Source organism: Sporolactobacillus inulinus, from assembly GCF_006539285.1.
Lineage (GTDB): Bacteria > Bacillota > Bacilli > Bacillales > Sporolactobacillaceae > Sporolactobacillus > Sporolactobacillus inulinus.
Map to the genome: position 1 here is coordinate 14420 of NZ_BJMS01000038.1, position 16482 is coordinate 30901.

Here is a 16482-nt window from a genome sequence, read left to right on the forward strand (position 1 = left end):
CGCTCGCAGGTAAACTGCGGGAGGCCAGTTATTTGGAGGAAGAACGATATGGAGAAGAGCTGGTATGTAGTTCACACATACTCGGGTTATGAAAACAAAGTAAAAACGAACCTTGAAAAAAGGGTAGAAACAATGGGGATGACGGATAAAATTTTTCGTATCCTTGTACCAATGGAAGAAGAAACGGAAGTGAAGAACGGTCAAAAAAAGACCGCGATGAAAAAAGTATTCCCAGGCTATGTGCTGGCCGAAATGGTGATGACGGACGACTCCTGGTATGTTGTACGCAATACACCGGGTGTCACCGGGTTTGTCGGCTCAACCGGTGCCGGATCAAAACCGATTCCGCTGCTTCCTGAAGAAGTCGATGCCATTCTGAAACAGATGGGACTCAAAGAAAAACCGGCCAATGTTGACTTTGAACTTAAAGAACAAGTCAAAGTCAAGGAAGGGCCGTTTGCCGATTTTGTCGGAAGCATTGAAAATATTGACGAAGAAAAAGGCAAGTTGAAAGTGCATGTGAATATGTTTGGCCGGGAAACCCCGCTCGAATTGGATTTTGACCAAGTGTCGAAACTCGACTAAGGCTGTACTCCTAAAATACAACGGATCAAACCTTGCAATTTATGCTTGCCGATTGTATAATCTTGATGTTTGTATGATTTTATCCAATCTCACCAAAGCAACACATGAAGTGCAAGAAGCCATAGAGGCAGTGTATGAGTGGGAGGGGCAGACCCGTACCACAAATCGTTATAGGGAGGTGCTCTCATGGCAAAGAAAGTAGTCAAGCTAGTGAAACTGCAAATTCCAGCAGGTAAAGCAAATCCGGCTCCGCCAGTTGGTCCTGCACTGGGCCAGGCGGGCGTTAACATTATGGGCTTTTGTAAGGAATTCAACGCTCGGACATCCGATCAAGCAGGTCTGATCATCCCAGTTGAAATCACCGTTTTCGAAGATCGTTCCTTTACGTTCATCACGAAAACACCGCCGGCAGCCGTTCTTCTGAAGAAGGAAACCGGCATCGAATCCGGTTCAGGCGAACCGAATACGAAAAAGGTTGCGACAATCAAACGCGACAAAGTCCGTGCGATTGCCGAACAGAAAATGCCTGATCTGAACGCGGCAGATGTTGAAGCCGCAATGCGTATGGTTGAAGGAACCGCACGCAGTATGGGCATCGTTGTCGAAGACTGATCGTGTGCCGCACGGATAAAACGTATGCTTTATCCTGTGCGTTTTGGTTTTTGGTTGGTGGGAGGTCATATGCAAACCGTTAATACCACGAAGGAGGATTTCAAATGGCTAAAAGAGGTAAAAAGTATCAAGAACAAGCTAAAGCTGTTGATCGTACAAACGCGTACGCCATCGATGAAGCAGTCGGCTTGGTAAAGAAAATTGCTTCTGCTGGTTTCGACGAATCCGTTGATGTTGCGGTCCGTTTGGGCGTCGACACTCGGAAGAACGATCAGCAGGTCCGCGGTGCAGTGGTACTGCCGAACGGAACAGGTAAAACGCAACGCGTGCTCGTTTTTGCTAAAGGTGAAAAAGCAAAGGAAGCAGAAGCTGCCGGAGCAGATTACGTTGGCGAAACAGAATACGTTGAAAAAATTAACGATGGCTGGTTCGACTTTGATGTTGTGGTCGCAACGCCGGACATGATGGCTCAAGTCGGCCGTCTCGGACGTGTTCTCGGACCTAAAGGCCTGATGCCGAACCCGAAGACTGGTACGGTAACTTTTGATGTTGAAAAAGCAGTTAAAGAAATCAAAGCCGGTAAAGTAGAATACCGTGCACAAAAAGACGGAAACGTTCATGTGCCAATCGGTAAGGTTTCTTTTGACGACGAGAAACTGGTTGAAAACTTTAAGGTGTTGATTGAAACGCTGCTCAAAGTGAAGCCAGCTGCAGCAAAAGGTACGTACATGAAGAACATTGCGATTTCTTCAACAATGGGACCTGGCGTCAAAGTATCGCTTGCTTCCGCAAAATAACCACACGAATGGATGAAGATCTGAGTTGACATACTGTTTCAAACTCAGTATAATGATTCTTGTTGTGAATTGAATGATTAGCCGTAGACAGCAGGGGCATAGTTTATGCTTAATGAAAACCCAGCCGAGGTTTAGCAAATTCTTGATAACTAATCTGTTTGATAGATCATGCCCTCGACTCTTCGGATTCGAGGGCTTTTTGATAGACTTGGATTTTGGGACAACAACTGATACGGATAAATAACGAAAGAGGAGGTGCCCAAGACATGAGCAACCAAAAAATCTTGGATCAAAAGAAATTGGTCGTTGATGAAATTGCTGCAAAGCTTAAAGAGAGCGTTGCAACGATTGCTGTCAATTACCGCGGCCTTTCTGTTGCAGAAGTGACTGAATTGCGCAAGCAACTGCGTGAAGCAGGCGTTGACTACAAGGTGTACAAAAATACATTTGCACGCCGCGCAACAGAAATTGCCGGCTTGACCGATCTTGATGATGCTTTGACCGGTCCGACTGCTATTTCGTTCAGCAAAGATGACGTTATTGCTCCGGCAAAAGTACTGTACACCTTTGCTAAAGAACATGAAGCACTCGAAATCAAAGCAGGTGTCATCGAAGGCAAACTGACTTCGCTAGACGAAATCAAGGCGCTGGCAGAACTGCCGTCCAGAGAAGGACTTCTCTCGATGCTGGCAAATGTTCTGCAGGCTCCAATCCGCAACATCGCTTTGGGTGTCAAAGCCGTTGCCGAACAAAAAGAACAAGAAGCGTAAGCTGATTGACTACTACAAACCGAATTATAAGGAGGAACATATACAATGACTAAAGAAGAAATCATTGGCGCGATTAAGGAAATGTCCGTTCTCGAATTGAACGATCTTGTTAAAGCAATTGAAGATGAATTTGGTGTTACCGCAGCAGCTCAGGTTGCCGCTCCGGCAGGTGCAGCAGGTGCAGCAGCTGAAGAAAAAACTGAATTTGATGTTGTTCTGGCAGAAACTGGTTCACAAAAAATCAAGGTTATCAAAATTGTTCGCGAAATTACTGGTCTCGGCCTGAAAGACGCAAAAGCATTAGTTGACGGTGTTCCGAAGGCTGTTAAAGAAGGCGCTGCTAAAGAAGAAGCCGAAGAAATCAAAGGCAAACTCGAAGAAGTTGGCGCAAAAGTAGAACTGAAATAAGTTCTTGAAAAGGCCCGCGCTTGCGCGGGCCTTTTCTTTTTTTCACAGGTAAAGAAAGTTTATGATTTTGCCTCTACTTCAAACCAATAGACCAGTGTCTAGGTAAAGAATCAAAGCTGAGGTGCTCTGGCGCCTGCGGGAGCGCGCCTTATTGATGCGTGCCAGCGAGACCCCGAAGATTCCTGCCCTGTCTGAGGAGGTTCGCGGTGCGCAACGTGATGAATGAAAGTCGCATTTGCGAAACTAAATGAGTGAAAACAATGATTCGTCATTGCGGAGCGTAGCTGGTTTTCAAGGGGATGATTGAGTTGACAGAACACTACTATTCAGAGCACCCTCATGTGAAAAGCAATCCTCATTCACTGAGCGCGACATTGCGTCAGCGCAATTTTGTGTTTACGACCGATGCCGGTGTTTTTTCAAAAAACGCGATTGATTTTGGCTCTGCACTACTGATCGAAACGTTTTGCGAACCACAAATTTCCGGAGCATTTTTGGATATGGGGTGCGGCTATGGTCCGATTGGCATTGCTTTAGCCAAGACTTTTCCAGAACGAGACATGCTTATGGTTGATATTAACGAACGCGCGGTTGTACTGGCAGCAAAGAATGCCCAAGAAAATCAAGTGCATCCTGTTGTTCTGCAGAGCTCACTATTTGAAAAGGTAACGGGCGACTTTGCAGCAATTGTGACGAATCCACCGATCCGTGCCGGAAAACAAGTTGTGCATCAAATTTTTCGCGATGCCCACCGCTTTTTGAAACATGGCGGTGAGCTGTGGACCGTTATTCAAAAGAAGCAAGGGGCGCCGTCCGCACTGAAAATGCTGCAAGCCTTATTTGATCGCGTCGATGTTGCGGCAAAGAAAAAGGGCTATTATATTTTGTGTGCAAGAAAAGATTGACAACAGATACCCTCTATGCTATTATGTTTTAATGCTAACATGGGTAAAATTATAGGTATAAGTATTTCTTTTTTAGGGAATGCTAACAAAATAATTTTTGAACAGCGGTAAGCTCAAGAAGTATTGGTTTGCCGATTTTTTCAATATGCTTGATTTGAGGGGTGAAATAGTTGACAGGTCAACTCGTACAATACGGACGCCACCGCCAACGCAGGAGCTACGCTCGGATTAAAGAAGTGCTGGAACTCCCTAATCTTATTGAAATTCAGACCGCCTCCTATCAGTGGTTCCTCGATGAAGGAATTCGGGAAATGTTTCAAGACATTTCTCCGGTGGAAGACTTTACAGGTAATCTGATTTTGGAATTCGTCGACTATAGTTTGGGAGAACCAAAGTATTCGGTTGACGAATCGAAGTCGCGCGATGTAACCTATGCTGCACCGCTTCGCGTAAAAGTGCGACTGATCAATAAAGAAACAGGCGAAGTAAAGGAACAAGAAGTATTTATGGGGGATTTCCCATTAATGACTGAAGCCGGTACCTTCATTATCAATGGAGCTGAGCGAGTCATCGTCTCCCAGTTGGTACGTTCGCCGAGCGTTTACTTTAATGACAAAGTTGACAAAAACGGAAAAAAAGGCTTTGGTGCAACGGTTATTCCAAACCGAGGCGCTTGGCTGGAATATGAAACGGATGCCAAAGATGTTGTCTATGTGAGAATTGACCGTACGCGGAAAGTCCCTGTAACGGTTCTTTTGCGTTCTCTTGGGTTTAGTACGGATCAAGAGATTATCGATCTTCTAGGTGAAGACGACTATCTGAGAAACACTTTGGAAAAAGATAACACCGACAGCACGGATAAAGCACTCGTTGAAATATACGAGCGTCTGCGTCCGGGCGAACCGCCAACCGTAGAAAATGCGAAAAGTCTTCTTGAAGCACGTTTCTTCGACCCGAAACGCTATGATCTGGCGAATGTCGGCCGCTACAAGATGAATAAGAAGCTCCACATCAAAAATAGATTGTTCAACCAGAGACTCGCACAGAAACTGGTTGATCCGGAAACGGGAGAAATTGTTGCTGATGAAGGCACACTTCTTGACCGCCGGACGCTTGACCGTCTATTGCCGACGATTGAGAAAAAGTTAGGCTTTGTTGACTATACACCGTCTGAAGGCGTTATTGCCGGTCAAACGATCCGTGTACAGAAGATCGATGTTTACTCACCTCTTGAAGAAGATAAGGGCAAGGTAGTCAGTGTAATGAGCAACTGCGAGATTGACCGATCAATCAAGCACATTACCCCTGCCGATATTCTTTCTTCAATCAACTATTTCTTTGATCTGCTTCACGGCATTGGCGATACCGATGACATCGACCACTTGGGGAATCGCCGTCTGCGTTCGGTAGGCGAATTGCTGCAGAACCAGTTCCGGATCGGCTTGTCGCGAATGGAACGGGTCATCCGTGAACGTATGTCGATTCAAGATACGAACAGCATCACGCCACAGGCATTGATCAATATTCGCCCGGTTATTGCGTCGATCAAAGAATTCTTCGGAAGCTCACAGCTTTCACAGTTCATGGACCAGACAAACCCGCTGGCCGAACTCACGCATAAGCGCCGTCTGTCGGCTCTTGGACCCGGCGGTTTGACTCGTGAACGTGCCGGCATGGAAGTGCGTGACGTTCACTATTCACACTATGGTCGTATGTGCCCGATTGAAACGCCTGAAGGCCCAAATATCGGTCTGATCAACTCGTTGTCAAGTTATGCACGTGTCAATAAATACGGTTTTATTGAAACGCCATACCGCCGTGTTGATCCGGACACTGGAAAGGTTACCGAGCATATTGACTACTTAACCGCCGATGAAGAGGATAACTATGTTGTTGCTCAGGCAAACGCTGAACTGAGCGATGACGGAGAATTTCTTGAAGATCATATTCTCGCCCGGTTCAGAAGTGAGAACCTGGTTGTTCATAAGGAACGCGTCGACTACATGGACGTATCACCAAAGCAGGTTGTTTCAGTTGCATCGGCATGTATTCCTTTCCTTGCCAACGACGACTCGAACCGTGCATTGATGGGTGCCAACATGCAGCGTCAGGCCGTTCCGCTGCTCCGTCCGCAAGCGCCGCTTGTCGGAACCGGTATGGAATATGTGTCCGCTCGCGATTCAGGAGCGGCAATTCGTTCGAAGTTCCGCGGCCGCGTTGAATATGTGTCCGCCCGCGTGATCAAGATTCGCACGCTGGAGAATATTGATGGACGTGACGTAGCTGGAGATGTTGTGACTTATAAACTCGCTAAATTCGAACGTTCGAACCAAGGAATGTGCTACAACCAAAAACCGATTGTCAAAACCGGTAATGTTGTTTCCAAGGGCGAGATTATTGCTGATGGTCCTTCCATGGACATGGGCGAACTCGCATTAGGCCGCAACGTATTGGTCGGATTCATGACTTGGAACGGATATAACTATGAAGATGCCGTTATCATGAGTGAAAAACTGGTGAAAGACGATGTTTACACCTCTATTCATATTGAAGAATATGAATCTGATGCACGTGACACGAAACTCGGGCCGGAAGATATTACCCGAGACATTCCGAACGTCGGCGAGGATGCGCTGAAGAACCTCGATGACCGCGGTATTATCCGTGTTGGTGCAGAAGTGCGCGACGGCGATATTCTCGTCGGAAAGGTTACGCCAAAAGGGGTTACGGAACTTACAGCTGAAGAACGACTGCTCCATGCAATTTTCGGTGAAAAAGCACGCGAAGTGCGTGATACATCGCTGAAGGTACCACATGGCGGCGGCGGTATCGTGCACGATGTTAAGATCTTTACACGCGAGGCGGGCGATGAACTGCCGCCGGGTGTCAATGAATTGGTTCGCGTTTATATCGTTCAGAAACGTAAAATTCATGAAGGGGACAAAATGGCCGGACGACACGGAAACAAAGGTGTCATCTCCAAAATCCTTCCTGAAGAAGATATGCCGTTCCTGCCGAGCGGACGCCCGCTGGATATCATGCTTAATCCACTCGGTGTGCCTTCCCGTATGAACATCGGTCAGGTTCTTGAACTTCACCTCGGTATGGCGGCTCGCGAAATGGGCATTCACATTGCGACTCCTGTATTCGATGGTGCGCGCGAAGAAGATGTTTGGAGCACGCTCGAAGAAGCAGGACTTTCACGAGACGGCAAAACAGTGCTTTATGACGGTCGCACGGGTGAACCATTTGACAACCGCGTTTCTGTTGGTGTCATGTACATGATCAAGCTGGCACACATGGTTGACGATAAGCTGCACGCGCGTTCAACTGGACCATACTCTCTGGTTACGCAGCAGCCACTTGGTGGTAAAGCGCAATTCGGTGGCCAGAGATTTGGTGAAATGGAAGTTTGGGCACTGGAAGCATACGGCGCCGCGCACACCCTTCAAGAAATTCTGACGGTTAAGTCGGATGATGTTGTCGGACGTGTAAAAACCTACGAATCCATTGTCAAAGGCGACAACGTTCCTGAACCGGGTGTCCCTGAATCGTTCAAGGTGCTCATTAAAGAACTGCAAAGTCTTGGTATGGATGTTAAGGTACTCGACGGCGACCATTCGGAAATCGTAATCAAAGAGCTTGAAGACGAAGAAGAGTCGCTGGACGATAATCTCAATGTGCAAGTTTAATGAATCAACCTCTTAATAGAATCCGTTCGGCACAAAGGAAATGGTTAAAACGCTTTTTCCTTTGTATGCCTAAACGATTTTCTAATACAACAGCTCGGTGAACAAAAGCGATGGCACTTTTTGCCAAGCACTGAAAATATAAGGGAGGTTGCCCCCTTGCTGGATGTCAATAAATTTGAATTTATGAAGATTGGTTTAGCTTCACCTGATAAGATCAGGTCTTGGTCCCACGGTGAAGTAAAAAAACCTGAGACCATCAACTATCGGACATTGAAACCGGAAAAGGACGGCTTGTTCTGCGAACGCATTTTCGGACCGACCAAAGACTGGGAATGCCATTGCGGCAAATACAAACGTGTCCGTTATAAGGGCGTTGTTTGTGATCGCTGCGGCGTTGAAGTAACCCGGGCTAAAGTTCGCAGAGAGCGCATGGGCCATATTGAACTCGCTGCTCCGGTTTCCCATATCTGGTATTTTAAAGGGATTCCAAGCCGCATGGGTCTTTTACTGGATATGTCGCCAAGAGCTTTGGAAGAAGTCATCTACTTTGCATCGTACGTGGTGACCGAACCCGGTGACACACCGCTTGAGAAAAAACAACTGCTCTCTGAAAAAGAATACCGCGCGTATCGTGAAAAATACGGCAATACTTTTAAAGCAGGCATGGGTGCGGAATCCATTAAAAAACTCTTGCAAGATGTTGATTTGGATAAAGAATCCAATGAGTTGCAAGAAGAATTGAAAACGGTCCAAGGTCAGAGAAGAACGCGCGCGGTCAAAAGACTCGAAGTCATTGAGGCATTCCGTGAATCTGGCAACGAACCTTCTTGGATGATTCTGGACGTACTGCCGGTTATTCCACCGGAACTGCGCCCGATGGTCCAATTGGACGGCGGACGTTTCGCAACGTCCGACTTGAACGACCTGTATCGAAGAGTCATCAACCGTAACAACCGTCTGAAACGTCTTCTTGAACTTGGTGCCCCGAGCATCATTGTTCAGAACGAAAAGCGGATGTTGCAGGAAGCAGTTGACTCACTGATCGACAACGGCCGCCGCGGCCGTCCGGTTACCGGGCCAGGCAACCGGCCATTGAAGTCCCTTTCTCACATGCTCAAAGGGAAACAGGGACGTTTCCGTCAGAACCTGCTCGGAAAACGTGTCGACTACTCTGGTCGATCTGTTATTGCAGTAGGTCCGTCGCTGCAGATGTATCAATGCGGTCTCCCAAAAGAAATGGCTTTGGAGTTGTTCAAACCATTTGTGATGAAAGAATTAGTGCACCGCGGTATTGCCAACAACATTAAGAGCGCAAAACGCAAGGTGGAAAAAATTCACCCGGACGTATGGGGTGTGCTCGAAGATGTCATTAAAGAACACCCGGTTCTGTTGAACCGTGCGCCTACGCTGCACCGTTTGGGAATTCAAGCATTCGAACCGAGAATTGTTGAAGGACGTGCCATTCGTCTTCATCCGCTTGTATGTACCGCTTATAATGCGGACTTCGACGGTGACCAGATGGCCGTTCACGTTCCGCTTTCCGCAGAAGCGCAAGCTGAAGCACGCCTCTTGATGCTTGGTGCGCAAAACATCCTGAACCCTAAGGACGGAAAGCCGATCGTTACACCTTCACAGGATATGGTGCTTGGGAACTATTACCTGACACTGGAACGAAAAGGTGCCCGCGGCGAAGGCAAGGTATTCAAGAACAGTGATGAAGCGATGCTTGCTTATTACAACGGCTATGTGCACTTGCACTCTCGGATTGCTATTCCGGCTGCGTCAACGCATAATCCGACGTTTACGGAAGAACAGAATAAGCAGTACTTGCTGACCACACCGGGCAAGTTGATCTTTAACCATGTACTTCCGCCGGCGTTCCCGTATATTAATGAGCCGACCGATAAAAACTTGCAGGTTGCGACTCCCGACAAGTATTTTGTCCCAATGGGAACGGATATTCCTAAGGAGATCGCATCACGCGATGAAATTCTGCCGTTCAAAAAAGGCTATCTCGGTCATATCATTGCGGAAGTTTTCAAGAAATATAAAGTAACCGAGACTTCTAAATTCCTTGATCGTCTCAAAGCACTCGGCTTCCAGTATTCTACTAAAGCAGGAATTACGGTCGGTGTATCCGACGTTATCGTGCTTCCGGAAAAGCAAGAGATTCTGGATGCAGCCGAAGAAAATGTAGAAAAAGTAACGAAACAGTTCCGTCGCGGTTTGATTACCGAAGACGAACGGTATGAACGCATTGTCGGCATCTGGAGCGGTGCAAAAGATACAATCCAATCCAAGCTGATGAATTCCCTGGTTAAGACGAACCCGATCTTTATGATGAGTGACTCCGGTGCCCGTGGTAACGCGTCGAACTTTACTCAGCTTGCCGGTATGCGTGGTTTGATGGCCGATCCATCCGGGCGAATCATCGAACTGCCGATTATCTCAAGTTTCCGTGAAGGTCTGACCGTGCTGGAATACTTTATCTCCACTCACGGCGCACGTAAGGGACTTGCCGATACCGCGCTTAAGACGGCAAACTCAGGTTATCTGACCCGCCGTTTGGTCGATGTTGCCCAAGACGTCATCGTCAGAGAGGACGACTGTGGTACGGATCGCGGCATCCTTGTTCATGCGATTCGTGAAGGCACAGAAGAAATTGAAAGCCTCTACGATCGTCTGGTCGGACGTACGGCGAACCAGATCGTATACCATCCGGACACCGATGAAGTACTGGTTCACAAGAATGAAATGATCGATGAAGAAACAGCTACCAAGATCGTTCAAGCCGGAATTACTGAGGTTGAAATTCGCACGGCATTTACATGTGAGACCCGTCACGGCGTCTGCAAGAAATGCTACGGTCGCAACTTGGCCACTGGTGCGGAAGTTGAAGTCGGCGAATCCGTCGGTATCATTGCTGCTCAATCGATTGGTGAACCAGGTACCCAGCTGACCATGCGTACCTTCCATACCGGCGGTGTTGCCGGGGACGATATCACGCAAGGTCTCCCGCGTATCCAGGAATTGTTTGAGGCTCGCAACCCTAAAGGTCAGGCTACGATTTCAGAGATTGACGGAACCGTTACGTCTGTTACCGAACTGAAGGACAAACGTGAAGTTATTGTTAAAGGTGCGCTGGAAACACGTACCTACACAGTACCGCTCAGTGCGCGTATGAAAGTTGCTGAGGGCAATGAGGTTAAGGCAGGTCAGGCCTTGATCGGTGGATCTATTGATCCAAAAGAGTTGCTCCACATCGTCGGACTGCAAGGCGTACAAAATTATCTGCTTCGCGAAGTTCAGAAAGTTTACCGGATGCAGGGGGTTGAAATCGGCGACAAGCACGTCGAGGTCATGGTGCGTCAGATGATGCGCAAAATTCGCGTTATTGACAGTGGTGATACTTCCGTATTACCGGGCGCTCTTGTTGACATTCACCGCTTCAAGGAAGAAAACCGGGATGTTCTGCTGCACCGTAAACTTCCGGCAACCGGACATCCGGTACTGCTCGGAATTACAAAAGCAGCGCTTGAAACCGACTCCTTCCTGTCCGCCGCTTCCTTCCAGGAAACGACGCGCGTGCTGACTGATGCAGCGATTAAGGGCAAGGTTGATGAATTGCTCGGTCTGAAGGAAAATGTAATTATCGGTAAACTGATTCCGGCAGGAACAGGTATGCCGAAGTATCGCAATGTTGTTGTAGAGACAACAGACGGTCAGACGACCACTGCAGACCCTGCAGCGGAACCAGCCGGCGCATTGATTAACCAAGAAAGTTGATTCATGCATTGACAATGGTCAGCTGCTGGTGCTATTATATCTGAGTGTTCTTTTTACCCTAGTTACTTTGGAGGATATAGAGTCATGTCTTATGAAAAAGTGACGCAATCGAAGAACGATGTGATTATTGGCACGAAACAGGCAATTAAGGCATTAAAAGAAAACCGTGTTAAAGAGGTTATTATTGCTGAAGACGCCGATTTACGTGTAACCAATAAAGTACTGACACTTGCGGAAGAATTGAAGGTGCCTGTGAGTACGGTGGCCTCAATGAAGAAATTAGGTCAGGCCTGCGGCATTGAAGTCGGGGCATCGGCTGTTGCGATAAAAAAATGATGTTTTTGCAGGGGCAGCCTTGCAAAAACAATTTTTTGCGCGAGAAAAGAACCGCCTGGATCAGTGGATTTAGAAAACTTGAAAGGAGGAACAGGTAAATGCCTACAATTAACCAATTAATTCGTCATGGACGCAAGTCAAAGATTAAGAAATCTACGGCACCTGCATTGAACAGAGGTTACAACAGTTTCAAAAAATCACTGACTGATGATTTTGCTCCACAAAAGAGAGGCGTGTGCACCCGTGTCGGCACAATGACACCGAAGAAGCCGAACTCGGCGCTTCGTAAATATGCACGTGTTCGTTTGTCAAACAACATCGAAGTCAATGCTTACATTCCAGGAATCGGACACAACCTTCAGGAACACAGTGTTGTATTGATTCGCGGTGGACGTGTGAAGGACCTCCCTGGTGTGCGTTACCATATCATCCGCGGTGCTTTGGATACGGCGAGCGTTACGGACCGTAAGCAAGGCCGCTCGAAATACGGCGCAAAGAAACCTAAGGCTTGATTATAAGACTAACTGGGAGGAGGAATTAATATGCCTAGAAAAGGCCCTGTCGAAAGACGCGATGTACTGCCTGATCCGATGTATAATTCCAAATTGGTCACTCGTTTGATCAACCGGATTATGCAAGATGGAAAAAAGGGAAAGGCACAAACCATTCTCTATCAGGCATTTGATCTAATCAAAGAACGTACCAATCAAGAACCAATGGAAGTTTTCGAACAAGCGTTGAAAAACGTTATGCCTGTACTCGAAGTAAAGGCACGCCGTGTCGGCGGTTCAAACTACCAAGTGCCGATAGAAGTTCGCCCGGAACGCCGGACGACGCTTGGACTTCGCTACTTAGTGAATTATTCACGCCTTCGCGGTGAAACGACGATGGTTGAACGATTAGCTAATGAAATCATTGATGCATCGAACAATACGGGTGCATCAGTCAAGAAACGCGAAGACATGCACAAGATGGCTGAAGCAAACAAAGCATTTGCTCACTATCGCTGGTAATAAAACAATACATCAAAGGAAGGAGAGAAAACCATGGCAAGGGAATTCTCCTTGGAAAAGACGCGCAATATTGGTATCATGGCCCACATTGATGCTGGCAAGACGACAACGACCGAGCGTATTCTCTTCTATTCAGGCCGTATTCATAAAATTGGTGAGACCCATGAAGGGGCTTCACAAATGGACTGGATGGAACAGGAAAAGGAACGCGGAATCACGATTACTTCCGCTGCAACGACGGCTCAATGGAAAGACCATCGAATTAACATTATCGATACCCCAGGACACGTGGACTTTACGGTTGAAGTAGAACGTTCACTTCGTGTTCTTGATGGTGCGGTAACGGTTCTTGATGCGCAGTCCGGTGTTGAACCGCAAACGGAAACCGTTTGGCGTCAAGCGACTACCTATCATGTACCAAGAATTGTATTTGTTAACAAGATGGATAAAATCGGTGCCGATTTCCTCTATTCTTGCAAAACACTGCATGAACGTCTCCAAGCTAATGCCCATCCGATTCAGTTGCCAATGGGTGCTGAAGATAATTATCTGGGCGAAATTGACTTGGTTACGATGCAGGCTTACATTTACGAAGACGACCTTGGATCGATTGTTGATGCGGAAGAGATTCCGGATGAATACAAAGAACAGGCTGAAGAATACCATGAAAAACTCGTCGAAGCCGTTGCCGACGTTGATGACGATCTCATGGAAAAGTATCTCAATGGAGAGGAAATCTCCGTTGAGGAATTGAAGGCCGCTATTCGTAAAGCAACATGTGATGTTAAATTCTATCCTGTCCTTTGCGGAACAGCTTTCAAAAACAAAGGGGTACAGCACGTACTGGATGCCGCCATCGATTACCTGCCTTCACCGCTTGACGTGCCGCCAATTAAAGGTAACGTTCCGGATACCGACGAAGAAGAAACACGTCCGGCAGACGATAAGGGACCGTTTGCAGCTCTAGCATTTAAAGTTATGACCGACCCGTTCGTTGGTAAGCTGACGTTCTTCCGTGTTTACTCCGGGTCAATTGAAGCGGGTTCTTATGTTCAGAACTCAACGAAGGACAATCGTGAACGTATGGGACGTATTCTTCAGATGCACGCGAACCACAGAAGCGAAATCAAGGAAGTATTTTCCGGCGATATCGCTGCTGCAGTAGGTTTGAAGAATACGACAACTGGTGATACACTGTGCGATGGTGACCATCCAATCGTACTTGAATCGATGGAATTCCCTGATCCGGTTATCCACGTTGCCATCGAACCAAAGTCGAAAGCCGATCAGGATAAGATGGGCATCGCGCTGGCAAAACTGGCTGAAGAAGATCCGACCTTCAAGACACATACGGATGAAGAAACCGGTCAAACCATCATTGGTGGTATGGGCGAGCTTCACCTCGATATTATCGTTGACCGTCTGCGCCGTGAATTCAAAGTGGATGCGAACGTAGGTAACCCTCAGGTTGCTTATCGCGAAACGTTTACGAAGGCAGGCAAAGCCGAAGGTAAATTTATTCGTCAGTCCGGTGGTCGTGGTCAATACGGTCACGTTTGGATCGAATTCGAACCTCAAAAAGAGGGCGAAGGCTTTATCTTTGAGAACAAGATTGTCGGTGGTGTCGTTCCGCGTGAATATGTTCCTGCAGTTGAAGCAGGTCTGAGAGATGCGTTGCAGAACGGTCTTCTTGCTGGCTATCCGCTCATCGATGTGAAAGCAGCGCTTGTTGACGGATCTTACCACGATGTCGATTCCAGTGAAATGGCGTTTAAGGTTGCCGCTTCAATGGCACTGAAGGCAGCTAAAAATGTCTGCGCTCCGGTAATCCTTGAACCGATCATGAAAGTGGAAGTCAGCATGCCGGAAGAATATTTGGGAGATATTATGGGTGACATCACCAGTCGCCGTGGTCGTGTTGACGGTATGGAAGCACGCCAAGGTGTTCAAGTTGTTAATGCCCATGTTCCTCTTGCAGAAATGTTCGGCTATGCAACAAACCTGCGTTCTTCAACACAGGGACGCGGCACCTTTACGATGCAATTCGACCACTATGAACAAGTGCCGAAGAGCGTCAGTGAAGAAATTATTAAGAAGGCAACCGGCGAAGCTTGATTTTCATTTCCGCTTGCTAAATTAATTGTCACACCTAATGTTTTATTGTAAGCTAGGGAAGATGGCGGCCTAAGCCTGCCAACTTTCTTACTGCATATAAATTAAAACTTTCTATTGAATTAAAGGAGGATTACTAATCCATGGCTAAAGAACATTATGAACGCACAAAACCCCATGTTAACATTGGTACAATTGGTCACGTTGACCACGGTAAAACAACCCTGACAGCTGCCATTACAACTGTATTGGCTAAAACAGGTAATGCTCAGGCTCGTGCTTACGATTCCATCGACGGTGCACCGGAAGAACGTGAACGCGGGATCACAATTTCAACGGCTCACGTTGAATATGAAACAGAAACCCGTCACTATGCACACGTTGACTGCCCAGGACACGCCGACTATGTCAAGAACATGATCACCGGTGCTGCCCAAATGGACGGTGCAATCCTCGTTGTATCCGCAGTTGACGGTCCGATGCCGCAAACGCGTGAACACATCCTTCTTGCACACCAAGTAGGTGTTCCAGCGATCGTTGTCTTCTTGAACAAAACCGACCAAGTTGACGATCCTGAACTTCTTGAACTCGTAGAAATGGAAGTTCGCGACCTGCTTAGCGAATATGACTACCCAGGCGACGATGTTCCGGTTATCAGCGGTTCTGCTTTGAAAGCATTGCAAGGCGATGCTGAAGAAGAACAACACATTCTCGACCTGATGAAGGCTGTTGACGAATACATCCCGACTCCAGTTCGTGATACTGATAAACCATTCATGATGCCAGTCGAAGACGTATTCTCGATCACAGGCCGTGGTACCGTAGCAACCGGCCGTGTTGAACGTGGTACGGTTAAGATCGGTGACGAAGTTGAAATTCTTGGTTTGACTGATGCACCTAAGAAATCAACCGTTACCGGCGTTGAAATGTTCCGTAAAACGCTTGACTTCGCAGAAGCCGGCGATAACATCGGCGCATTGCTTCGTGGTGTTGACCGCGAAGGCATCGAACGTGGTCAAGTTTTGATTAAACCAGGTACTGTAACTGCTCACAAAACGTTCAAAGCCCAAGTTTACGTTCTGAAAAAAGAAGAAGGTGGACGTCATACGCCATTCTTCAGCAACTATCGTCCGCAATTCTACTTCAGAACTACAGACGTTACCGGCACCATTACTCTTCCAGAAGGAACAGAAATGGTAATGCCTGGCGACAACGTAGAAATGGACGTTGAACTGCTTGCCCCGATCGCTATCGAACAAGGTACGAAATTCTCCATTCGTGAAGGCGGCCGTACAGTAGGCGCTGGTTCTGTATCTGAAATCATCGAATGATTTCAATTGCAAAGAAAGGGTCCTCTTCGGGGGGCTCTTTTTTTTGTTCCAGGTAAACAAAGTTTAAGATTTTGCTTTGTGGTACAACGATAAGCGCATAAAAGTGGAACTTCCGCTAATTAGAAATGAACTTCC

Annotated in this window: 13 protein-coding genes and 1 other annotated feature; all 13 genes read left to right on the forward strand. The window is 47.2% G+C overall.

Features of this window, described 5'->3' with window-relative positions:
• Positions 1-48: 48 nt before the first annotated feature.
• On the forward strand, positions 49-585 hold the full coding sequence (gene nusG / locus SIN01_RS07145; RefSeq protein ID WP_010024060.1) for a transcription termination/antitermination protein NusG: 537 nt from the start codon (positions 49-51) through the stop codon (positions 583-585).
• A gap of 186 nt (positions 586-771) precedes the next feature.
• Complete coding sequence (gene rplK, locus SIN01_RS07150) at positions 772-1197, forward strand: 50S ribosomal protein L11 (RefSeq protein WP_010024061.1); 426 nt, start codon at positions 772-774, stop codon at positions 1195-1197.
• A 104-nt stretch (positions 1198-1301) separates the two neighbouring features.
• Positions 1302-1994, forward strand: coding sequence for a 50S ribosomal protein L1 (rplA, locus tag SIN01_RS07155; protein ID WP_010024063.1), 693 nt, complete (start codon positions 1302-1304; stop codon positions 1992-1994).
• A 63-nt stretch (positions 1995-2057) separates the two neighbouring features.
• Positions 2058-2205: a sequence feature (ribosomal protein L10 leader region), on the forward strand.
• Between the two features lie 55 nt (positions 2206-2260).
• The gene (rplJ, locus tag SIN01_RS07160) at positions 2261-2764 is read left to right on the forward strand and encodes a 50S ribosomal protein L10 (protein WP_010024065.1); all 504 of its coding nucleotides are present in this window, start codon (positions 2261-2263) and stop codon (positions 2762-2764) included.
• Positions 2765-2809: 45 nt separating this feature from the next.
• Positions 2810-3172, forward strand: coding sequence for a 50S ribosomal protein L7/L12 (rplL, locus tag SIN01_RS07165; RefSeq protein WP_010024066.1), 363 nt, complete (start codon positions 2810-2812; stop codon positions 3170-3172).
• 308 nt (positions 3173-3480) lie between these two features.
• Entirely contained in the window at positions 3481-4077 is a 597-nt protein-coding gene (locus SIN01_RS07170) for a class I SAM-dependent methyltransferase (protein ID WP_010027692.1), read from the forward strand.
• A gap of 170 nt (positions 4078-4247) precedes the next feature.
• Positions 4248-7769, forward strand: a complete 3522-nt coding sequence (gene rpoB, locus SIN01_RS07175) for a DNA-directed RNA polymerase subunit beta (RefSeq protein WP_047035059.1) — start codon at positions 4248-4250, stop codon at positions 7767-7769.
• Positions 7770-7925: 156 nt separating this feature from the next.
• Positions 7926-11555 carry a DNA-directed RNA polymerase subunit beta' gene (rpoC, locus tag SIN01_RS07180; RefSeq protein ID WP_047035061.1) on the forward strand — a complete coding sequence of 1210 codons (3630 nt, stop codon included), beginning with the start codon at positions 7926-7928 and terminating at the stop codon, positions 11553-11555.
• A gap of 84 nt (positions 11556-11639) precedes the next feature.
• Positions 11640-11891, forward strand: a complete 252-nt coding sequence (locus tag SIN01_RS07185) for a 50S ribosomal protein L7ae-like protein (protein ID WP_010026427.1) — start codon at positions 11640-11642, stop codon at positions 11889-11891.
• Positions 11892-11989: 98 nt separating this feature from the next.
• Positions 11990-12403, forward strand: a complete 414-nt coding sequence (gene rpsL, locus SIN01_RS07190; protein ID WP_010026426.1) for a 30S ribosomal protein S12 — start codon at positions 11990-11992, stop codon at positions 12401-12403.
• Positions 12404-12433: 30 nt separating this feature from the next.
• Complete coding sequence (gene rpsG, locus SIN01_RS07195; protein ID WP_010026425.1) at positions 12434-12904, forward strand: 30S ribosomal protein S7; 471 nt, start codon at positions 12434-12436, stop codon at positions 12902-12904.
• A gap of 33 nt (positions 12905-12937) precedes the next feature.
• Positions 12938-15019 (forward strand): elongation factor G, encoded by a 2082-nt coding sequence (fusA, locus tag SIN01_RS07200; protein ID WP_010026424.1) that lies wholly within the window; start codon positions 12938-12940, stop codon positions 15017-15019.
• Positions 15020-15159: 140 nt separating this feature from the next.
• Positions 15160-16347 (forward strand): elongation factor Tu, encoded by a 1188-nt coding sequence (gene tuf, locus SIN01_RS07205; RefSeq protein WP_010026423.1) that lies wholly within the window; start codon positions 15160-15162, stop codon positions 16345-16347.
• Positions 16348-16482: the final 135 nt, after the last annotated feature.